A 20,133-nucleotide genomic window follows, 5' to 3' on the forward strand; every position below is an offset into this window, starting at 1 on the left:
TTTCGTCGGGCGTGCGGTCGGCGTCAGTGACGGAACTCGTCGCCGCGGCCGCCGCCTCCGCCGTCCCCGCCATGATTCCCGCCGCCGTTCCCGCCCTGCGGCCGGCCGCCGCCGCCACCCTGATGCGCAGGCGGCGGCATCGTATGGGGCGCGGCAGGCGGATGCATGACGGCCGGCGGCGCCGGCGCGTGCATCTCGGCACCCCGCCCCGGCATCGGCGCGGGTCCGCCCTGCGGCTGCGGCGCCGGCGCGCGAATCGAGCCGTTCCAGCCGCCGCGCGCGGCCGACGGCCGTGCGTCATGCACCGCGCCGCCCGGCGCCGGTACGCCCGGTGCCGGTATGCCCGCTGCCGGTACGCCCGGTTGCGGATGCCCGTGTCCCGGCGGGATACCGCCCGGGCCGAGTCGCGGTTCCGGGCGATGCGCCCAGCGGTCGCGGTCGTGATACCACGGCCGGTTGCGGTAATAGCGGTCCCAGTACGCACCGATCGCGAATCCGGTGATCGGTATCCCGACGATCGCGCCATATTCGAGCAGCGGCACGTCGTTGCCCTGGTACGGATAATTGAGCAGCTGCGCATCGATCCAGCCGCGTACGCCCGGCACCCCGACGTCGCACCAGGTGTAGTCGCTGAGGCAGCCGTAGACGTCCAGCGTCGTGCCGGGCGCCAGCTGCGCCACCACCGGATAGTCGGGCGCCGGCCCGGCGAATAGTTCGGCCGGCGCGTTCGTGTAGGCGTCGCTCTGTGCATCGGCGACGCCCGGCAGGGCCGCCGCGCCGAACAGGACCAGGCACAGGCTTCGAATGATCGTGCGTCTCATGATGTTCTCCCTCGCGGTGCCGCGGTGCGCCGGTCAGTGTCGATGACCGCCGCCCCAGTGGCCGCCGCCCCACGGGCGGCCCCAGCGTCCGCCGTGCCCGCGCCAGTATCCGCCGCCCCAGCCTCCCCAGAAACCGAAGCCGATCGCGACCGGCGGCCCGTACCAGCCCGGGTAATACGCGGGATAGTAGTACGGATACGGCGGCGGATAGGCCGGCGCGACATAGACGGGCGCCGGAGCGACGTCGGCATCGGCCGGCGCCGTGCCCGACGCCGCGTTCGGCGAAGCAACGGCCGGGCCCGGCGTTGCCGGCGAAACTGCGGTTTCGCGCTGCGTCACCGTGGCGGGCACCGACGTGTAATACGGTGCATACCCATACGGGCTCGTGTAATAGCAGCCGCCGAGCGTCAGCGCGGCCAGCGCGATGACGCCGGATCTCGCGGCGTGAATCGGGTTCATTTCTTGCTCCGGCAGGAATCCGCGCGTCGCCGCAGGGCGCGCGCCTGCCTCTAGCTTACGTCCCCTGCAGATTTCCGCGGGTATGATCGGTTACTGTTTGTTTCACGCACCTGCCGATTGCACCGGCGCCCCTACGCCCGCCGGCCCCGTTTTTACCCACCGCCGTCACCTTCCGCCGCCCGCAGGCACGCTGCGTGCTCGGGCGTCTCCGGCGCCGCGGTTGAACTCGGCGCGAATGCCCTCAACTTGAATCTACTCAGGTCGACCGGCGCGAACGAGCAGGCGTTCGCGAACACGCGGCGGCCGAAAACCCGCGGGCTGCGCCCCGCACAGCCAGGAACGCGGCTCGCGCCGCCATCGACATGACTACGCCACGCCCCACTCCCCGGGCGGACACGCCGCTCGATCCGATCATCCAGTTGCTCGCGCTTGCCGGCGAGCAGGGTTATCTGACGCACGCCGACCTCGTCGACGCGCTGCCGCCCGAAAGCGACAGCCCCGACGCGCTCGACGTCGTGCGCGCGGCGCTCGCGGACATCGGCATCGCCGTGCTCGACGAGCCGGTCGCGTCGCAGCCGTTCGCGGCCGCGCCTGCCGCCGACGTCGATCGCGATGCGCTCGACGAAGGCCGCACGCTGCTCGGCGATCTCGCGCGCGGCGCGAGCGCGTCGACCGACCCGCTCGCGCTCTATATGCGTCGCATGCACGCGGTCCCGCTGCTCACGCGCGAAGACGAAATCGTGCTCGCGCGCGAGATCGAAACCGGCCGCCATCAGATGCTGCATGCGCTCGCCGGCTGTCCGGCAGCGATCGATGCGCTGCTGGCACGCCGCAGCGCGGGCACGACGAACGCAGCCGACGACGATGAAGACGGCGACGATGGCGACCGCGCCTGCACGCCTGCCGGCGACGACGCATTGCGCGAAGCCGTCGCGGAACTGCGGCGCGCGCTGCACGCGCGCGGCTGCCGCTCCGACAGCTACCGCGACGCACGCAACCGGCTTGCCGCCCTGCTCGGCTCGATCGCCTGGGTCGGCCCGGCCGTCGACGACGCGTGCCGCGTCGTGCGCGCGCTTGCATCCGCGCCGGCCGGCGACACGGCGCTCGCGATCGCCGGCGCGGACGCCGCGCGCTTCGACCTGCTCGCGCGGCGCGCGCTCGTCGCCGCGCTGAACGACGGCCAGCAGAAAGTGCACGACGCGACGCGCGCGATGCTCGAAGCGAACCTGCGGCTCGTGCTGTCGATCGCGCGCAAGTACGCGAACCGCGGCATCGACCTGTCCGACCTGGTGCAGGACGGCTGCATCGGCCTGATGCGCGCGATCGAGAAGTTCGAATACCGGCGCGGCTTCAAGTTCTCGACGTATGCGACGTGGTGGATACGCCAGGCGATTGCGCGCGCGGTCGCGGACCGCGCCCGCACGATCCGCGTGCCGGTGCATGTCGGCGACCAGTATCAGCGCGTGCGGCGGCAGGCGCTGCGCTTTCACCAGCGCACCGGCCGCCAGCCGACGCCGGCCGAACTCGCGGCCGAAACGGGGCTCGACGAAGCGAGGCTGCGCGCGGTGCTCGCGCTGCCCGCCGAACCGGTGTCGCTCGACACGCCGCTGCCCGACGCGGACACCGGCCTCGTGGACCTGATCGAGGACCGGTCCTCGGCCAGTCCGTTCGAGCGGCTCGCCGACACGCGCATGCGCGAATGCGTGACATCGCTGCTGCGCTCGGTCACGCCGGCCGAGGCCGACGTGCTGCGTCGGCGGTTCGGCCTCGGCGGCACCGAGCCGGACACGTACGACGCGATCGCGAAGGATGCCGGGATGTCGCGCGAGCGCGTGCGGCAGATCGAGAAACGCGCGCTTGCCGCGCTGCGAACGATTGCCGAAGCGGAGGACGCCCACTCGTTCCTCGACGCGTGACGATCGACGGCCGCGCGGGCTGCGCGTTCGTGCCGCCGGCCGGCACGAACGCGCCCGCCTGTACAACGTTTGCCATTGACATGCGTCAAATTTTCTTCAATTTGCCCCGCGACAATCATCAATAAAGGCCGACCGGCGCATTGCCTGCCGTGTCCATCTTGTTGCACATCGGAAGGTCCCTCGCCATGTCGACGAGTGCCAGCCAGACACACGAGGAAAACCGGCAGATCGCGGATTGCCTGCGCGAGACCGCGCAGCGGCTCGCCGATCAGGGTGCGAATCCGTATCGCGTCGCCGCGTATCGCGCGTCGGCCGACACCGTCGACGCGCTGGACGGCAGCGTGCGCGCGCTGTTCGATGCGGGCGGCGTCGACGCGCTCGGCGCGCTGCCCGAGATCGGCGCGGGCGTTGCGCAGGCGATCGCCGAACTGCTCGTCACCGGGCGCTGGCGCCAGCTCGAACGGCTGCGCGGCGACGCCGGACGCGCGTCCGCCTTCGAGGCGGTGCCCGGCATCGGCCGCTCGCTGGCGCTGCGGATTCACGATCTGCTGCATATCGACACGCTGGAGGATCTCGAACGTGTGGTCCGCAGCGGCCAGCTCGAAGCGATTGCGGGCGTCGGCCCGCGCCGCGCGGCCGGCATCCGCGCCGCGCTCGACGATGTGCTGGACCGGCGCCGGCGCTGGCAAGGCAGCGCGCGCGACAGCGGTCCCGGCGCGGAGCCGCCCGTCGAACTGCTGCTCTACATCGATCGCCTGTACCGCCGCCAGGCCGCCGCCGGCATGCTGCCGACGCTTGCGCCGAAACGCCCGGTCACCGACGGCCACGCGTGGTCGCCGGTGATGCACATGACCAAGGGCGGCTGGCATTTCACCGCGCTGTGCCCGCCCGACGCGCGCACGCCCGCCGCCGGCCGCACGACCAACTGGGTCGCGCTGTACTTCTACGACGCGTCGCAGCGCGAACAGCAGCGCACCGTCGTCACCGAAACGCTCGGCACGCTCGTCGGCAAGCGCATCGTGCGCGGACGCGAGATGGAGTGCCGCGCGTACTACGCGGGCTGAGCGCGCCGCCCGCACGGACCGACCGCCTACGCGCGTTCCGACTTCGCGCGCCGCGCCGGATGCCGATGGGCGACGATGCGCAACAGCTTGCGGAACGACGGACACTCGAGATGACTCGGCGCCGGGCACGCGGCCGCGTGCCGCAGTGCGTCGCGCACGGCGCCGAGCCGATGGATCGTGCGGTCGAGCGCGTCGGCCTTCTCGTCGAGTTTCGCGCGATCGATCGCGGGCCGGCCGTCCGCGCCGAACATCGCGCCGATCTCGTCGAGCGAAAACCCGGCCTCGCGGCCGAGCGCGATCAGCGCCAGACGCTCCAGCACCGCTTCGTCGTACTGCCGCCGCAGCCCGCGACGGCCGTTCGGCGCGATCAGCCCCTTCTCCTCGTAGTAGCGCAGCGTCGTCGCGCATCTGTCGTACGAGTAGGACTCTATCTGGCGGCGCTCGCACTGGCCGGATGAGCACGCGATGCGCCGTTTCCTGCCGAGCGCAGGCTCACGCGGCGGCGAACGAGCGGATCACTCCCCGCCGCAATCGATCAGGTTGTGACGCACGCGCGCGAGCAGCCGCACCAGCGTGTCGCGCTCTTCGCGCGTAAAGCCGCGCAGCCCGTCGTCGGCGACGGTATCGCCGACTTCGAGCATCTGCGGAAAGATCTCGCGCGACTTGTCGGTCAGGCGGATCACGAACGCGCGGCGATCGTCGTCGCTCGCGATGCGCTCGATCCAGCCGAGGCTTTCCATCCGGTCGAGCAGCCGCGTCAGCGAAATCGGCGTGATCTCGAGCCATTCCGCGAGCCGCGCCTGGTTCATCTCGCCCTTCCACGTCAGGTACGCGAGCACGCGGCTTTGCGCGCGCGTCAGCCCGATGCGCTTTGCGCGCCGGTCGTACAGGCGTCCGTGCAGGCGGGCCACGTCGGAAAGCAGGTAGCCGAACCGGTTCTCGTAGGTCTTGTCCATGCGGCGATTATAGGGTCAAGCCGTTGACGCCCTCGTTTCGGCCAGGGAGATGAGCGCAGATATAATAAGCGTGCTTATAATTCACGTCATACCAGATCGCCCCCTACGGCGACCGCCTCCCGGAGACAACGCTTGAACCCCGCCGCCGCCGCATCGCCGCCCGCCCTGAACCGGCCGATGCTGACCCTGTCGATCATGCTCGCCACGCTGATCCAGACCCTCGACAGCACGATCGCGAACGTCGCGCTGCCGCATATGCAAGGCAGCCTGTCCGCGTCGCAGGACGAGATCACCTGGGTGCTGACGTCCTACATCGTCGCCGCGGCGATCGCGACGCCGCTGACCGGCTGGCTGTCCGACCGGCTCAGCGTGAAGCGGCTGCTGACGATCTCGATCGCGGGCTTCACGATCGCGTCCGCGCTGTGCGGGCTGTCCGAATCGCTGGTGCAGATCGTCGGCGCGCGGCTGCTGCAGGGCATATTCGGCGCGGCGCTGGTGCCGCTGTCGCAATCGATCCTGCTCGACATCAATCCGCGCGAAAAGCAGGGCCAGGCGATGGCGATCTGGGGGATGGGCGTGATGGTCGGCCCGATCCTCGGCCCGACGCTCGGCGGCTGGCTCACCGACAGCTACAACTGGCGCTGGGTGTTCTTCATCAACGTGCCGATCGGCGCATTCGCGCTCGCCGGCGTGCTGACCTTCCTGCCCGCGCGCGCGCCGCGCCCGCATGTGAAGTTCGACGCGTTCGGCTTCGCGACGCTGGCGCTCGCGATCGGTGCGTTCCAGGCGATGCTCGACCGCGGCGAGCAGCTCGACTGGTTCGGCTCGACCGAAATCCGCATCGAAGCGCTGGTCGCGGCGCTCAGCTTCGCGTTCTTCCTCGCGCACACGGCGACCGTCGGCAAGGCGTCGTTCTTCAAGTCGGAACTGCTGCGCGACCCGAACTTCGCAACCGGCACGCTGTTCATCTTCGTGGTCGGCGCGGTGCTGTACGCGACGCGCGCGCTGCTGCCGCCGATGCTGCAGAACCTGATGGGCTACCCGGTCGCGACCACCGGCCTCGTCACGGCGCCCAGCGGCGCCGGCACGATGATCGCGATGCTGTTCGTCGGACGGCTGTTGAAATACGTCGACGCGCGGCTGCTGCTGCTCGCCGGGCTGTCGATCTCCGCGCTCGCGCTGTGGCAGATGATGCAGTACACGGTCGTGCTGTCCGAGTCGGACATCGTGTGGCCGGGCGTGGTCCAGGGTTTCGGGCTGGGGCTCGTGTTCGTGCCGCTCAGCGCGCTGTCGTTCTCGACGCTGCCGCCCGAGCTGCGCGCCGACGGCACGGCCACCTACAGCCTGATGCGCAACATCGGCAGCAGCATCGGCATCTCGATCGTGCAGACGCTGATGACGCGCAACACGCAGGTCGCGCACGCCGATCTCGCGACCCACATCACGCCGTTCAACCCGGCCGTGCAGGCCATGGCCGGCAGCCACCTCGACATCGCGCTGCTGGACCGCACGATCAACCAGCAGGCGACGATGATCGCGTACCTGAACGACTTCAAGCTGATGTTCGTCGCGACGCTGCTGATGATTCCGCTGCTGATGCTGATCCGGCCGCCGCAGAAAGCGGCCAGCGTCGACGTCGCGCATGCGGCGATGGACTGACGAAAGCCGACGCGCGCGCCGGCGCCGTCGGCATGGCATGCCCGCGTACCGAACGCGCGGCATGCGTACCGCATCAGACCTTCATCGTCCCCGTGCGCACGAAGCGCTCGTGCCACGACAGCGACTCGGCGAGCAGATGCGGCGTGTGCTTGCCGAAGCTCTCGCGCGACGCGCGCTCGATGTAGTCTTCCAGCATCGGCCGGTAGTCCGGGTGCGCGCAGCTCGCGATGATCTTGCGCGCGCGCTGCTTCGGCGACAGCCCGCGCAGATCGGCGAGGCCCTGCTCGGTGACGACCACCGCGACATCGTGCTCGGTATGGTCGACGTGGCTCGCCATCGGCACGATCCGCGAAATCGCGCCGCCCTTCGCGGTGCTCGCCGACATGAAGCACGACAGATAGCCGTTGCGCGCGAAATCGCCGGAGCCGCCGATGCCGTTCTGGATCTTCGTGCCCATCACGTGCGTCGAGTTCACGTTGCCGTAGATGTCGGCCTCGATCATCCCGTTCATCGCGATGCAGCCGAGGCGGCGCACGAGTTCCGGATGGTTGCTGATCTCCTGCGGACGCAGCAGGATCTTCTCGCGGAACAGCGCGATTTCGTCGGCGAAGCGCTGCACGGCGGCCGGGCTCAGCGACAGCGCGGTCGCCGACGCGAAGCGCAGCGTGCCGTCCTGCAGCAGGTCGAGCATGCCGTCCTGGATCACTTCCGTGTAGGCGGTCAGGTCCGAGAAGCCGGCCGAGCTGAGTTCCGCCAGCACCGCATTGGTGATGTTGCCGACGCCGGACTGCAGCGGCAGCAGGTTCGCCGGCAAACGGCCGCGCTTCACCTCGTGGCGCAGGAAGTCGATCAGCCGCTGCGCGATCTGCTTGGACGTGTCGTCCGGCGCGGAGAACGCGTTGCTGCGATCCGGCGCATCGGTCTCGACGATCGCGACGATCTTGTCGGCCGGACAGCGCAGGTACGGCTCGCCGATGCGGTCGTCGCTTTTCGTCAGCGGAATCGGCTTGCGGTTCGGCGGCAGCGCGGTGCCGTAGTAGATGTCGTGCATCCCGTCGAGGCCGAGCGGCTGGCGCGTGTTGACTTCGAGGATCACGTGCTTCGCCTGCTCGAGCCAGGTCTTGTTGTTGCCGACCGACGCGGACGGAATCAGCAGCCCGTCCTCGCGAATGCCCGCGACTTCGACGATCGCGACGTCCAGCTCGCCGAACAGGCCGAACCATGCGTATTGCGCGACGTGGCTCAGGTGGATGTCCTGGTAGTCGACTTCGCCGGCGTTGATCTTGTCGCGCAGCGTCGGGTCGGACTGGTACGGCAGCCGCATCGAGATGCCGTTGGTGCGGGCCAGCGCGCCGTCGAGTTCCGGCGCGGTCGACGCGCCCGTCAGCACGTTGATCCGGAAGTCCTCGCCGCGCGCGTGCGCCGCTTCGATATGGGCGGCCAGCGCAGCCGGCACGGCCTTCGGGTAGCCGGAGCCGGTGAAGCCGCTCATGGCGACGGTCATGCCGGGACGGATCAGCGCGGCGGCTTCGTCGGCGGTGCGGACGAGCGAACGCAGGGCGGGAGCGAGGATGCGTGATGAAGACATGGCTGAATTTCTGACGCGTTTTGGTCTGTCGTTGACGTCGCGGGGGGTGTCTCCTGAGCGACGCGAAGCCCTTGGGGCCGCGATGGGCGGCCGGCACCACAGGCACGTCCGGAGTATCGCAGACGCGATCGCCGCGAAAAATCGCCGCCGGATGAAAAAGACCCTTCCTGAATTTGCCGGGTATCGGGTGACGGATCTGTGACAGGCGCACCATCGCGGCCGACGAGCAACGGGGACGCAGCCTGCTCTTCGAGACCGGACATTACAAACCTGAAGGAATCAATCGGGCGGTGCGGCCGTCATTCACGCTCGATTTCCAACGATCCGCGGCAAATGACGACCGCGGCCGATTGTCGCCCGAGGCCTCCTTTTCGGGACTGATGCATGTCAAGCATCGCGCCGTCGGCGTGACCGCCGGCTCCGTAGCGGATCGCCGCCGGAGGCGGCCGGGCGGGCGCGGCCGCCCGGCGCACGGCGGTATCACTGCTCGATGTCAGGGCATTGAACGAAGAAAAAGCAACAAATTACAATTCCGTATATATTTCGCCGATGGACCAAAGAAAAACCGCCACACGTTCCGAACCCCCGCTGCCACGCACCTGGGATGCGCGGCTCGCGCGCTCGCTCGTCCGCCCGCTGATCGACACGCCCGTCACCCCGAATCACCTGACCACCGTCCGCCTGCTGATCGGCCTCGCCGGCGCGTGGTGCCTCGCGCAAGGCGGCTTCGCATGGAGCAACGCCGGCGCGTTCCTGATCGTGCTGTCGAACTTCGTCGATCACACCGACGGCGAACTCGCGCGGATCAGCGGCAAATCCAGCAAGATCGGTCATTTTTACGACCTCGCGGCCGATGCGCTCGTGACGATCGCGCTGTTCGTCTGCATGGGCGTCGGCATCGTCGCGCAGGGCGGCCGGATGGTCGCGTCGCCGGTGCTGCTCGGCGCGGCGGCCGGCGCGGCCGTCGCGCTGATCTTCTTCCTGCGGATGCGGATCGAATCGATCGCGGGCAAGGCCGGCACCAAGCAGGCGTTCGCCGGCGGCTTCGAGACCGAGGACGTGCTGTACCTGCTGCCGCTCGTGACGCTGTTCGACGGCGTCGAACCGTTTCTGCTCGCGGCGTCGATCGGCGCCCCGCTGTTCGCCGCCTGGGTCGTGATCGACTGGTGGCGCATCGTCCGGCGCGGCCACGCTGCGCAGAATCCAACCGAAATCCAGGCTTCCAAATGACTGCTAGCACGCGCGACGAATCCGTGCTGACCCCGGCACGCCCCGCGCCTGCGCGCGCGGCCGAGTCCGCCCCCGATCGCACCGTGGCCGACTGCGTCGGCCGTCTCGACCTCGACCGCCTGCGCAACGATTACACGCGCCAGGGCTCGTTCCTGTATCTCGACGCGTTCCTGCCCGCCGACGCGCATGCGAAGCTCGCCGACGCCGCGCGCCGGCTGCAGCCCGTGCTGAACCGCAATTACCTGCCCGGCCACAAGCAGGGCGGCAGCGTCAGCCGGCATACGATCGACGAGCACGCGCCCTACATCGCCGAGCTGTATCGCTCGAAGGCGCTGATCGCGTTCCTCGAGAAGATGACCGGCGACAAGCTGATGCTGTCGCCGGACGACGATCCGCACGCCTACGCGCTGTATTACTACACGAAGCCCGGCGACCACATCGGCTGGCACTACGATACGTCGTACTACGACGGCCGCCGCTATACGCTGCTGATCGGCGTGATCGACGAGTCGTCGTGCCGGCTCGACTACGAACTGCACACGCGCAATCCGGACCTGCCGGACGAACCGGGCTCCGTGCAGATCGCCGACGGCGGCATCGTGCTGTTCGACGGCGACAAGCTGCGCCACCGCGTCACGCCGCTCGGCCAGAACGAGATACGCGTGTCGCTGACCTTCGAATACGTGACCAATCCCGGCATGCGGCCGTGGAAGCGCTTCATCTCGAACATGAAGGACGCGATCGCGTATTTCGGTTTCCGCCAGGTGTTCCGGCAACTGGCCGCGCGGCGCTCGAGCGGGTCATGACACGCGCGGGCCTGATCCTGCTGTCCCTCGGGACGGCGCTGTTCGTGGCGCTGCTCGCGTGGCAGGGCGTCGGCGCGGTCGCGTCGACGTTCCTCGCGGCCGGCTGGGGCCTCGCGCTCGTCGCGGCGTTCCACGTCGTGCCGCTCGTGATCGACGCCGGTGCGATTGCGGTGATGTTCCGCCGCGGCCAGCCCGGCGCCGAACTGCGCCGGGCGCTGCGCGCGCGCTGGGTCGGCGAATCGGTGAACAGCCTGCTGCCCGCCGGGCAGATCGGCGGTCCCGTGCTGATGGTGCGCTACCTCGCGCAGCGCGGCACGCGGATGGCCGACGCGGCCGCCGCCGTCACCGTCAGCACGACGATGCAGGCGCTCGCGCAGATGGCGTTCGCGCTGATCGGCATCGCCGCGTTCAGCCTCTATGCGACCCACGATTCGGTCGCGCATCTGCGCACGCCTGCGCTGATCGCCACGGGCGTGCTCGGCGGCCTCGCCGCGCTGTTCTACGCGGCGCAGCAACGCGGGCTGTTCGGCCGCGGGATGCGCCTCGCGTCGAAGCTGCTCGGCCCGCGCGACTGGTCGTCGCTGGCGACGCGCGCGGATGCGATCGACGACGCGGTCGGCGCGCTGTACCGCGATCGCGCGAAGGTCGCGAAGACCTTCGCGCTGAGCCTGGTCGGCTGGCTCGTCGGCACCGCGGAAGTGTGGCTCGCGCTGCACTTCCTCGGCCACCCGGTGAGCTGGCTCGACGCGCTGCTGCTCGAAAGCGTCGGCCAGGCGATCCGCGGCGCGGCCTTCGCGATTCCGGGCTCGCTCGGCGCGCAGGAAGGCGGCTACCTGCTGCTCGCGCCGCTGGTCGGCCTGCCGCCCGACGCGGCGCTCGCGCTGTCGCTCGCGAAGCGCGCGCGCGAACTCGCGCTCGGCCTGCCCGGCCTGCTCTATCTGCATTTCAGTGAAAGAAACTGGCAGCGGCGCCGTGCGCCGCAGCCGCTCGCCGACTGACCGGTCACGAACCGATCCGCCGGCTTTTTGGTTGGAGAACCCATGCGAGCCATCATCCTTGCGGCAGGCCTCGGCTTGCGCCTGCAACAACCGCCCGAGGCACAGTTTCCGAAGTGCCTGCTGCGCTTCGACGACGTGTCGCTGCTCGAGCGCCATCTGCGCCTGCTCGACGCGGTCGGTGTCGACGAGATCGTGCTCGGGCTCGGCTTCCAGTCCGAGAAGGTCGAGCAAGAATTGGAGCGCCTCGGCCGCCGCGCCGAGATCGTGCTGAACGACCGTTACGACCTCGGCAGCGTGCTGACCGTGCATACGGTCGCCGATGCGATGACGCGCGGCGGCGACGTGCTGCTGATGGACGCCGACGTGCTGTACGACGACAGCATCCTGCATGCGCTCGTCGCCAATCCTGACCAGGCGGTCGACCGCCTGCTGATCGACCGCGACTTCGAGGCGGGCGACGAGCCCGTCAAGCTGTGCCTGAAGAACGGCGTGCCGGTCGAACTGCGCAAGCAGCTCGCGGTCGACCTCGACTACGACACGATCGGCGAGTCGGTCGGCTTCTTCCGCTTCACCGAAGGCACCGCGCGCCGGCTCGCGACGATCGTCGCGGGCTACGTCGACAGCGGCCGCGCCAACATGCCGCACGAGGAAGCCGTGCGCGACCTGCTGCTCGAAGGCGGCCACTCGTTCGACGTCGCCGACGTCACGGGTGCGCCGTGGATCGAGATCGATTTCCCGAACGACGTCGCGCGCGCCGCGCAGGACGTCCTCCCCCTGATTCAACGCACCACTGCGGGAGCCGCACGATGAACGCACGCGAACCCAACTTCACCGAATCGCGCAGCGCACGCCTGCGCCGGATGCTCGTCAGCGACGAGCTCGAATTCCTGATGGAAGCGCACAACGGCCTGTCCGCGCGGATCGTGCGCGAAGCCGGTTTCAAGGGGATCTGGGCGTCGGGCCTCGCGATCTCCGCACAGTTCGGCGTGCGCGACAACAACGAAGCAAGCTGGACTCAGGTCGTCGACGTGCTCGAATTCATGGCCGACGCGAGCGACCTGCCGATCCTGCTCGACGGCGACACCGGCTACGGCAACTTCAACAACGTGCGCCGCCTCGTGAGGAAACTCGAGCAGCGCGGCATCGCCGGCGTGTGCATCGAGGACAAGCAGTTCCCGAAGACCAACAGCTTCATCGACGGCGAGCGCCAGCCGCTCGCCGAGATCGACGAATTCTGCGGCAAGATCAAGGCCGGCAAGGATTCGCAGAGCGATCCCGACTTCTCGATCGTCGCGCGCGTCGAGGCGCTGATCGCGGGCTGGGGGATGGACGAGGCGCTGCGCCGCGCGAACGCGTATGCGGAAGCCGGCGCCGATGCGATCCTGATCCACAGCAAGCTGTCGCGCCCCGACGAGATCCTGCAGTTCGCGCGCGAATGGAGCGGCAAGGCGCCGCTCGTGATCGTGCCGACCAAGTACTACAGCACGCCGACCGACGTGTTCCGCCAGGCCGGCATCAGCACCGTGATCTGGGCGAACCACCTGATCCGCGCATCGGCGTCGGCGATGCAGTCGGTCGCACGCGAAATCCACGAGAACCAGACGCTGATCAACGTCGAGGACCGCGTCGCGTCGGTCAACGAGATCTTCCGCCTGCAGGACGCCGACGAATACTCGGCGGCCGAGCGCATCTACCTGTCGTCGTCGTCGCGTGCGTCGAACGCGGCGATCGTGCTCGCCGCGAGCCGCGGCAAGGGGCTCGAGGCCGTCACCGAGGACAAGCCGAAGGTGATGCTGCCGGTCGCCGGCAAGCCGCTGCTGCGCTGGCTCGTCGACGGCTTCAAGAAGCATGGCGTGAACGACATCACCGTGGTCGGCGGCTATCGCGCGGACGCGATCGACACGTCGGGCATCAAGCTCGTCGTCAACGAACGCCATGCGTCGACCGGCGAGCTCGCGTCGCTCGCCTGCGCGGCCGAACGCCTGACCGGCGACACCGTGATCTCGTACGGCGACCTGCTGTTCCGCAGCTACATCCTGCGCGACCTCGCGGAGAGCGAGGCCGAGTTCAGCGTCGTCGTCGATTCGTCGCTGACCGAGCCGACCAACCAGAGCGTGCGCGATTTCGCGCTGTGCTCGGCCGCCGACGATCGCGGCCTGTTCGGCCAGAAGACGTATCTGCAGCGCGTATCGAGCGACGTCGCCGCGGGCACGCCGCACGGCCGCTGGATCGGCCTGCTGAACGTGCGCGGCGCCGGCGTCGAACGCCTGAAGGCGATGCTCGCGACGCTGCAGGCGCGTCCTGATTGCGACACGCTCGACATTCCGTCGCTGCTCAACGAACTGATCGCCGCCGGCGAGAAGATCGAGGTGCAGTACGTGCACGGCCACTGGCGCGGCGTCAACGATCTCGAAGACTTCCGCCGCGCGGGCGACTTCGCGCACGGCCAGACGCCGCTGTCCGAGCCGGGCGCCGGCAACGGGGGCGCACAATGATCGAGGCGGCCCAGTTCGTCGAGGCCGCGCGCACGCGCGGTTTCGACTGGTACGCGGGTGTGCCCTGCTCGTACCTGACGCCGTTCATCAACTACGTGCTGCAGGACCCGACGCTGCATTACCTGTCGGCCGCGAACGAAGGCGATGCGGTCGCGCTGATCGCCGGCGCGACGCTCGGCGGCAAGCGCGGAATCGCGATGATGCAGAACTCGGGGCTCGGCAACGCGGTGAGCCCGCTCACGTCGCTGACCTGGACCTTCCGCCTGCCGCAGCTGCTGATCGTCACGTGGCGCGGCCAGCCGGGCGTCGCCGACGAGCCGCAGCATGCGCTGATGGGGCCGATCACGCCCGCGATGCTCGACACGATGGAGATCCCGTGGGAGACGTTCCCGACCGATCCCGAACAGGTCGGCCCGGCACTCGACCGCGCGATCGCGCACATGGACGCGACGGGCCGCCCATACGCGCTCGTGATGCAGAAAGGCAGTGTCGCGCCGTACGAGCTGAAGGCGAACCCGTCGGCCGCGCCGCGCGCGCAGGTCGCCGCGCAATCGTCGTCGCGCGCCGCATCGGCCGCTGCCTGGCCGACCCGCCAGGACGCACTGCAGCGCGTGATCGCGCACACGCCGGTCGATTCGACCGTCGTGCTCGCGTCGACCGGCTTCTGCGGCCGCGAGCTGTACGCGCTCGACGACCGTCCGAACCAGTTGTACATGGTCGGCTCGATGGGCTGCGTGACGCCGCTCGCGCTCGGCCTCGCGCTCGCGCGTCCCGACCTGCGCGTGGTGGCCGTCGACGGCGACGGCGCCGCGCTGATGCGCATGGGCGCATTCGCGACGCTCGGCACCTACGGCCCGGCCAATCTCACGCACGTGCTGCTCGACAACGGCGCGCACGAATCGACCGGCGGCCAGGCAACCGTATCGCAGCATGTGTCATTCGCGGGCGTCGCGGCCGCGTGCGGCTATGCGTCGGCGGTCGAAGGCGACACGCTCGACGTGCTCGATGCGGCGCTGGCCGCGTCGGACGACGCGAGCGGCGCACGCTTCGCGCGGCTCGCGATCCGCACCGGCGTGCCCGACGGCCTGCCCCGCCCGACCGTGACGCCGGTCGAGGTCAAGACCCGTCTGATGCGGCACATCGGCGCCGCGCAGACCGAAGCCCACGCTGAAGGAGCCCATTGATGCTGCTGCTGAACCCCGGCCCGGTCACGCTCACCGAACGCGTGCGCCGCAGCCTGCTGCAACCGGATCTGTGCCATCGCGAAAGCGAATTTTTCGATCTGCAGGACGAGGCACGCACGCGCCTCGTCGCCGCATACGAACTCGATCCGGCCGAATGGACCGCCGTGCTGATGACCGGCTCGGGCACGGCCGCCGTCGAAAGCATGATCGCGGCGCTGGTGCCGCAGGACGGCAAGCTGCTCGTGATCGAGAACGGCGTGTACGGCGAGCGCATCACGCAGATCGCGACGCAGTACGGGATCGCGCACGACGTGCTGAAGCACGAATGGATGCAGGCGCCCGATCTCGCGCAGATCGGTGCGAAGCTCGACGCGGGCGGGTACTCGCATGTCGCCGTGATTCATCATGAAACGACGACGGGCCGCCTGAACGATCTCGGCGCGATCGCCGACGTGTGCCGCGCGCGCGGCGTGAAGCTGCTCGTCGACGGCGTCAGCAGCTTCGGCGCGGAAGCGATCGATTTTGCCGGCGGCGACATCGACGCGGTCGCCGCGACCGCGAACAAGTGCCTGCACGGCGTGCCGGGCGCGGCGTTCGTGATCGTGCGCCGCAGCGCGCTCGCGAAGGCCGCGAGCCGCACGTACTACCTCGACCTCGGCCGTCTCGCGAAGCTGCAGGACCAGCGCAACACGCCGTTCACGCCGTCCGTGCACGCGTATTACGCGCTCGTCGAGGCGCTGCGCGAATTCGACGAAGCGGGCGGCTGGCGTGCGCGCCATGCGCGCTACAAGGCGCTCGCCGATCAGGCGCAGGCCGGCCTCGCCGCACGCGGGATGCCGCTGGTGCTGCCGGAAGGCGCGTCGTCGGTCGTGCTGCGCGCGTACCGGCTGCCGCAAGGCGTCACGTACGAGACGCTGCACAACGGGCTGAAGGCGCGCGGCTTCGTGATCTACGCGGGGCAAGGCGGACTGTCGAAGGAACTGTTCCGCATCTCGACGATGGGCGCGATCGAAGCGGCCGACGTCGAGCGGCTGCTGGACGGATTCACGGCACTCACGCGCTGAATGCCGATCGGTTCATGACAAAAGGCCCGCGAGGGCCTTTTTTGTCGATCGAGAATCCCGGGAACCGCTTCAGAGAATACGATCCAGCGCGCCGGCGAACCGCGCGACCGCGCCGTCGACGTCGTGCAGCTTGTCGAGGCCGAACAGGCCGATGCGGAAAGTCTTGAAGTCCTCCGGCTCGTCGCATTGCAGCGGCACGCCGGGCGCGATCTGCACGCCCGCATCGGCGAATTTCTTGCCGGACCGGATACCGTCGTCGTCGGTGTAGCAGACCACGACGCCCGGCGCCTCGAAGCCTTCGGCCGCCACGCTCCTGAATCCCTTGTCGGCCAGCAGCGCACGGATGCGCTTGCCGAGTTCGAGCTGCTCCGCCCTCACCTTGTCGAAGCCGTACGCGTCGGTTTCCTTCATCACGTCGCGCAGCGTCACGAGGCTGTCCGTCGGCATCGTCGCGTGATACGCGAAGCCGCCGTTCTCGTAGGCTTCCATGATCTGCAGCCATTTGCGCAGGTCGCACGCGAAGCTGGTGCTGGTCGTCGCGTCGATGCGCTCGCGCGCAAGCGGGCTCAGCATCACCAACCCGCAGCACGGCGATGCGCTCCAGCCTTTCTGCGGCGCGCTGATCAGCACGTCGACGCCGGTTGCCTGCATGTCGACCCAGATCGTGCCGGACGCGATGCAGTCGAGCACGAACATCCCGCCGACCGCATGCACGGCGTCGGCGACCGCGCGCAGATAGCCGTCGGGCAACATCATCCCCGATGCGGTTTCGACGTGCGGCGCGAATACCAGATCCGGCTTGTCGGCCTTGATCGCCGCGACCACCTCGTCGATCGGCGCCGGCGCATAGGCGGCCTGCCGGCCGGCTTCGACCGGACGCGCCTTCAGCACCGTCGACTCCGACGGAATGCTGCCCATGTCGAAAATCTGCGACCAGCGGAAACTGAACCAGCCGTTGCGGATGACGAGGCATTTCCGGTTCGTTGCGAACTGCCGGGCCACGGCCTCCATGCCGAACGTGCCGCTGCCCGGGACGACGATGGCCGCCTTCGCGTTATAGACTTTTTTCAGCGAGGCGGAAATATCGCGCATGACGCCCTGAAAAAGCTGCGACATGTGATTGATCGATCGGTCGGTGTAGACCACCGAATATTCGAGGAGCCCCTCGCGGTCGACATCGGGAAGTAATCCTGGCACGCTCGCCTCCGGTAAGTGATGACCCATGTAATCGGCGCAGCCCGTATCGGCGAATCGATACTGCGGTGCACCCATCCGGGTCTGCCTGTTGCGTCGATGAAAGCAGATTCTAACGAAAGCGGCTCGCTTGGGGAGATTTCGGTCGCGCGCGCACATCGAGACAAGCCGGCGCAAGAACGGCGATTATTCGATAAGCACCGGCAAGCGCAGCGCGCGTCCTGCAAGACTTCGCCGAACCGCCCGCCTACTCCACCACCTTCGCCCCGATCGCATCGGCCGGCACGGGCATCCGCGGCGCGTCGTCCCGAACGTGTCGCGCCTCGCGCGCCGCGAAGCGGTCCTTCAGCCGCAGACACGGCTTCTCGACGACGAAGTAGCTGGCGGTCGCCGCGATCAGCGCCCACACGATCCCGAGCGGAAACGCATGCGCGACAGGCAGGTCGGGATTCGCGAACGGCTGCTGCCACAGATACAGGCTGAACGAAATCGTGCCGACGAACACGACCGGCCCGGCCCGCAGCCACCGCGCGCACCAGAAGTCGCTGCGGAAGTTCAGCACGACGATCACGATCGCGATCAGCGCGGCTTCGAGCGTGACGCCGTAGGTCGCGTTCCAGAACCCGCCGAACCGATGCTCGGCCGCGGGCATCCCGAGCAGCACGACGAACACCAGCGCGGTCGCGATCCGCGACTCGCCGCGCCACGAGCGAATCCACGCTTCGAGCCGCGCCTGGTTGAGCGCCGCATAGCAGCCGATCAGGATCGGATCGATGCCGGTGTGCAGCATCATCCCCAACTGCCCGCGCAGCGACGGCGCCGCGAAATAGGTCGCCGCGCGCACCAGCGGCACGAGCAGGATCAGCGCGGCCAGCCAGCGCGTGCCGCGACGACGCGCGCCGAACACGAACAGCAGCGGCCAGAACCAGTAGAACTGCTCTTCGAGCGCGAGCGACCAGAAGTGGCCGAGATACCACGCGCCGTCCGGATGCAGCGCGTTGTCGCCGGTCAGCCCGAACCACGCCGAGTAGTTCCACAGATGCAGAGCCGCATACAGCCACTGACGGCGATCGACGTCGAGCCACCCGGCGACGGCCAGCACCGCGACGGTCGCGAGATACGCGTAGCAGGCCGGCCAGATCCGCAGCGCGCGGCGCACGTAGAACGACGTCAGCGCGATGCCGCCGGTGCGCGCCAGTTCGGCGCGCAGCACGTTGGTGATCAGGAAGCCGCTGAGGACGAAGAAGATCAGCACGCCGAGCCGGCCGTCGGCGATCAGCCGCAGCGGCGCGAACCAGCCGCGATAGCCGCCCGGCAGCACATGCTCGGCATGGCCGACGACGACCATCGTCACCGCGACGGCGCGCAACCCGGTCAGCTGCTTGACGCGAGGGTTCATCGGCTGGTTCCCGTTGGCACGGCAAGTGGGCAAGGGGCGTCCGGACATCCGCAATCGGCGGGCCGGAAACGCCGTCGCGATTTTGTCTGAAAAATATCGGAATGAAATTCCGTCAAAAATCTCCCGATGCCGCCGCAACCGCCCCGCCCTGGCCCGCCGACGGACTGCGCGGCGAATCGGCATAATGACGGGCGTTGGCCGCCACGGCCGGCCGATGCGCCCACAACGAACCTCTGCGGCACCGCAGCATCGTTTGCGGCCCATCTGCCGGCCTCTCCCGATCACGCCACCCTCATTCGGAGTCTGCCTCGTGTATCCACCGATCGAACCCTACGCTCACGGCCATCTCGACACCGGCGACGGCCACCGCATCTACTGGGAGCGCTGCGGCAACCCGGCCGGCAAGCCGGCCGTATTCCTGCACGGCGGCCCCGGCGCGGGCTGCAGCCCCGAGCACCGCCGGCTGTTCGATCCGCAGCGCTACGACATCCTGTTGTTCGACCAGCGCGGCTGCGGGCGCTCGACGCCGCACGCGAGCCTCGACAACAACACCACATGGCACCTGGTCGCCGACATCGAGCGCCTGCGCGAGATGGTCGGTGCGGAACAATGGCTCGTGTTCGGCGGCTCGTGGGGCAGCGCACTCGCCCTCGCGTATGCGGAGACGCATCCGCAGCGCGTAAGCGCGCTGATCGTGCGCGGCATCTTCACGATGCGTCGCGACGAATTGCTGTGGTACTACCAGGAAGGCGCGTCGTGGCTGTTCCCCGATCTGTGGGACGCATTTCTCGCACCGATTCCGGAGGCCGAGCGCGGCGACCTGATGGCCGCCTACCATCGACGGCTGACGGGCGACGACGAAGCCGCGAAGCTCGAGGCCGCACGCGCATGGAGCGTATGGGAAGGCCGCACGATTACGCTGCTGCCCGATCCCGAACTCGCCGCGCACTTCGCGGACGGCCACTACGCGCTCGCGTTCGCGCGAATCGAGAACCACTACTTCGTGAATCGCGGCTTCGTCGACGAAGGCCAGTTGCTGCGCGACGCGCATCGCCTGGCCGGCATTCCCGGCGCGATCGTGCAGGGCCGCTACGATGTCGCGACGCCGGCGCGCACCGCGTGGGACCTGTCGAAGGCGTGGCCCGAAGCGACCTTCGAGATCGTGCCCGACGCCGGACATGCCTACAACGAACCGGGCATCCTGAAGGCCTTGCTCGCCGCGACGGACCGCTTTGCCGGCTAGGTTCGCCGCACGGCGACGTCGGGCCGCACGGCGGCGCAACCGCGATCACGCGCGATC

19 protein-coding genes are annotated in these 20,133 nt (G+C 69.0%); 12 read left to right on the forward strand and 7 right to left on the reverse strand.

Going from position 1 to position 20,133, the window contains the following annotated elements:
- Window positions 1–23 precede the first annotated feature (23 nt).
- Window positions 24–821 (reverse strand): SH3 domain-containing protein, encoded by a 798-nt coding sequence (locus tag BST28156_RS00545; protein WP_174901135.1) that lies wholly within the window; start codon window positions 819–821, stop codon window positions 24–26.
- Window positions 822–854: 33 nt separating this feature from the next.
- Window positions 855–1,280 (reverse strand): hypothetical protein, encoded by a 426-nt coding sequence (locus tag BST28156_RS00550; protein WP_174901136.1) that lies wholly within the window; start codon window positions 1,278–1,280, stop codon window positions 855–857.
- Between the two features lie 362 nt (window positions 1,281–1,642).
- On the opposite strand from BST28156_RS00550, the gene BST28156_RS00555 reads away from it, so the two are divergent.
- Both BST28156_RS00555 and BST28156_RS00560 read left to right on the forward strand, forming a co-directional pair.
- Window positions 1,643–3,196 carry a sigma-70 family RNA polymerase sigma factor gene (locus BST28156_RS00555; protein ID WP_174901137.1) on the forward strand — a complete coding sequence of 518 codons (1,554 nt, stop codon included), beginning with the start codon at window positions 1,643–1,645 and terminating at the stop codon, window positions 3,194–3,196.
- Window positions 3,197–3,381: 185 nt separating this feature from the next.
- Window positions 3,382–4,260 carry a helix-hairpin-helix domain-containing protein gene (locus BST28156_RS00560; RefSeq protein ID WP_174901138.1) on the forward strand — a complete coding sequence of 293 codons (879 nt, stop codon included), beginning with the start codon at window positions 3,382–3,384 and terminating at the stop codon, window positions 4,258–4,260.
- Window positions 4,261–4,286: 26 nt separating this feature from the next.
- Here BST28156_RS00560 and BST28156_RS00565 read toward each other — a convergent pair whose 3' ends face one another.
- The gene (locus BST28156_RS00565) at window positions 4,287–4,691 is read right to left on the reverse strand and encodes a helix-turn-helix domain-containing protein (RefSeq protein WP_174901364.1); all 405 of its coding nucleotides are present in this window, start codon (window positions 4,689–4,691) and stop codon (window positions 4,287–4,289) included.
- Window positions 4,692–4,775: 84 nt separating this feature from the next.
- Window positions 4,776–5,216 (reverse strand): MarR family winged helix-turn-helix transcriptional regulator, encoded by a 441-nt coding sequence (locus BST28156_RS00570; RefSeq protein WP_174901139.1) that lies wholly within the window; start codon window positions 5,214–5,216, stop codon window positions 4,776–4,778.
- Between the two features lie 132 nt (window positions 5,217–5,348).
- Between BST28156_RS00570 and BST28156_RS00575 the strand changes: the two genes are divergently transcribed.
- Window positions 5,349–6,875, forward strand: a complete 1,527-nt coding sequence (locus BST28156_RS00575) for a DHA2 family efflux MFS transporter permease subunit (protein WP_060238678.1) — start codon at window positions 5,349–5,351, stop codon at window positions 6,873–6,875.
- A gap of 73 nt (window positions 6,876–6,948) precedes the next feature.
- Here the strand turns inward: BST28156_RS00575 and scpC are convergent, their stop codons facing one another.
- Window positions 6,949–8,463, reverse strand: a complete 1,515-nt coding sequence (scpC, locus tag BST28156_RS00580) for a succinyl-CoA:acetate CoA-transferase ScpC (protein ID WP_174901140.1) — start codon at window positions 8,461–8,463, stop codon at window positions 6,949–6,951.
- Here scpC and BST28156_RS00585 point away from each other — a divergent pair.
- From BST28156_RS00585 to BST28156_RS00620, 8 genes are all read left to right on the forward strand, one after another.
- A complete protein-coding gene (locus tag BST28156_RS00585) occupies window positions 8,447–8,665 on the forward strand; it encodes a hypothetical protein (protein WP_174901141.1) in 219 nt (72 codons plus the stop codon). The genes scpC and BST28156_RS00585 overlap by 17 nt on opposite strands.
- A gap of 347 nt (window positions 8,666–9,012) precedes the next feature.
- Window positions 9,013–9,693 carry a CDP-alcohol phosphatidyltransferase family protein gene (locus BST28156_RS00590; RefSeq protein WP_174901142.1) on the forward strand — a complete coding sequence of 227 codons (681 nt, stop codon included), beginning with the start codon at window positions 9,013–9,015 and terminating at the stop codon, window positions 9,691–9,693.
- A complete protein-coding gene (locus BST28156_RS00595; protein ID WP_174901143.1) occupies window positions 9,690–10,499 on the forward strand; it encodes a HalD/BesD family halogenase in 810 nt (269 codons plus the stop codon). Before BST28156_RS00590 ends, BST28156_RS00595 begins: the two co-directional genes overlap by 4 nt.
- Complete coding sequence (locus BST28156_RS00600; protein ID WP_174901144.1) at window positions 10,496–11,497, forward strand: HpnL family protein; 1,002 nt, start codon at window positions 10,496–10,498, stop codon at window positions 11,495–11,497. Before BST28156_RS00595 ends, BST28156_RS00600 begins: the two co-directional genes overlap by 4 nt.
- Before the next feature lie 42 nt (window positions 11,498–11,539).
- On the forward strand, window positions 11,540–12,307 hold the full coding sequence (locus tag BST28156_RS00605) for a phosphocholine cytidylyltransferase family protein (RefSeq protein ID WP_060238693.1): 768 nt from the start codon (window positions 11,540–11,542) through the stop codon (window positions 12,305–12,307).
- Window positions 12,304–13,992, forward strand: coding sequence for a phosphoenolpyruvate mutase (gene aepX / locus BST28156_RS00610; protein WP_174901145.1), 1,689 nt, complete (start codon window positions 12,304–12,306; stop codon window positions 13,990–13,992). Before BST28156_RS00605 ends, aepX begins: the two co-directional genes overlap by 4 nt.
- Window positions 13,989–15,176, forward strand: coding sequence for a phosphonopyruvate decarboxylase (gene aepY / locus BST28156_RS00615; protein ID WP_174901146.1), 1,188 nt, complete (start codon window positions 13,989–13,991; stop codon window positions 15,174–15,176). The genes aepX and aepY overlap by 4 nt, the downstream gene beginning before the upstream one ends.
- Entirely contained in the window at window positions 15,176–16,240 is a 1,065-nt protein-coding gene (locus BST28156_RS00620) for a 2-aminoethylphosphonate aminotransferase (RefSeq protein WP_174901147.1), read from the forward strand. The genes aepY and BST28156_RS00620 overlap by 1 nt, the downstream gene beginning before the upstream one ends.
- Window positions 16,241–16,309: 69 nt before the next feature.
- Here the strand turns inward: BST28156_RS00620 and BST28156_RS00625 are convergent, their stop codons facing one another.
- Entirely contained in the window at window positions 16,310–17,437 is a 1,128-nt protein-coding gene (locus tag BST28156_RS00625; protein ID WP_174901148.1) for an aminotransferase class V-fold PLP-dependent enzyme, read from the reverse strand.
- A gap of 244 nt (window positions 17,438–17,681) precedes the next feature.
- Window positions 17,682–18,833, reverse strand: coding sequence for an acyltransferase family protein (locus BST28156_RS00630; protein WP_174901149.1), 1,152 nt, complete (start codon window positions 18,831–18,833; stop codon window positions 17,682–17,684).
- 310 nt (window positions 18,834–19,143) lie between these two features.
- On the opposite strand from BST28156_RS00630, the gene pip reads away from it, so the two are divergent.
- Complete coding sequence (gene pip, locus BST28156_RS00635; RefSeq protein ID WP_174901150.1) at window positions 19,144–20,076, forward strand: prolyl aminopeptidase; 933 nt, start codon at window positions 19,144–19,146, stop codon at window positions 20,074–20,076.
- Window positions 20,077–20,133 lie beyond the last annotated feature (57 nt).

The organism is Burkholderia pseudomultivorans (assembly GCF_902499075.1).
GTDB classification, from domain to species: Bacteria; Pseudomonadota; Gammaproteobacteria; order Burkholderiales; family Burkholderiaceae; genus Burkholderia; species Burkholderia pseudomultivorans.

Excerpts from the sequence above, each read along its gene's own strand:
- BST28156_RS00545 (WP_174901135.1), bottom strand. The coding sequence starts at position 821 with ATGAGACGCACGATCATTCGAAGCCTGTGCCTGGTCCTGTTCGGCGCG.
- BST28156_RS00550 (WP_174901136.1), bottom strand. The coding sequence starts at position 1,280 with ATGAACCCGATTCACGCCGCGAGATCCGGCGTCATCGCGCTGGCCGCG.
- BST28156_RS00555 (WP_174901137.1), top strand. The coding sequence starts at position 1,643 with ATGACTACGCCACGCCCCACTCCCCGGGCGGACACGCCGCTCGATCCG.
- BST28156_RS00560 (WP_174901138.1), top strand. The coding sequence starts at position 3,382 with ATGTCGACGAGTGCCAGCCAGACACACGAGGAAAACCGGCAGATCGCG.
- BST28156_RS00570 (WP_174901139.1), bottom strand. The coding sequence starts at position 5,216 with ATGGACAAGACCTACGAGAACCGGTTCGGCTACCTGCTTTCCGACGTG.
- BST28156_RS00585 (WP_174901141.1), top strand. The coding sequence starts at position 8,447 with ATGCGTGATGAAGACATGGCTGAATTTCTGACGCGTTTTGGTCTGTCG.
- scpC (WP_174901140.1), bottom strand. The coding sequence starts at position 8,463 with ATGTCTTCATCACGCATCCTCGCTCCCGCCCTGCGTTCGCTCGTCCGC.
- BST28156_RS00590 (WP_174901142.1), top strand. The coding sequence starts at position 9,013 with ATGGACCAAAGAAAAACCGCCACACGTTCCGAACCCCCGCTGCCACGC.
- BST28156_RS00595 (WP_174901143.1), top strand. The coding sequence starts at position 9,690 with ATGACTGCTAGCACGCGCGACGAATCCGTGCTGACCCCGGCACGCCCC.
- BST28156_RS00600 (WP_174901144.1), top strand. The coding sequence starts at position 10,496 with ATGACACGCGCGGGCCTGATCCTGCTGTCCCTCGGGACGGCGCTGTTC.
- BST28156_RS00605 (WP_060238693.1), top strand. The coding sequence starts at position 11,540 with ATGCGAGCCATCATCCTTGCGGCAGGCCTCGGCTTGCGCCTGCAACAA.
- aepX (WP_174901145.1), top strand. The coding sequence starts at position 12,304 with ATGAACGCACGCGAACCCAACTTCACCGAATCGCGCAGCGCACGCCTG.
- aepY (WP_174901146.1), top strand. The coding sequence starts at position 13,989 with ATGATCGAGGCGGCCCAGTTCGTCGAGGCCGCGCGCACGCGCGGTTTC.
- BST28156_RS00620 (WP_174901147.1), top strand. The coding sequence starts at position 15,176 with ATGCTGCTGCTGAACCCCGGCCCGGTCACGCTCACCGAACGCGTGCGC.
- BST28156_RS00630 (WP_174901149.1), bottom strand. The coding sequence starts at position 18,833 with ATGAACCCTCGCGTCAAGCAGCTGACCGGGTTGCGCGCCGTCGCGGTG.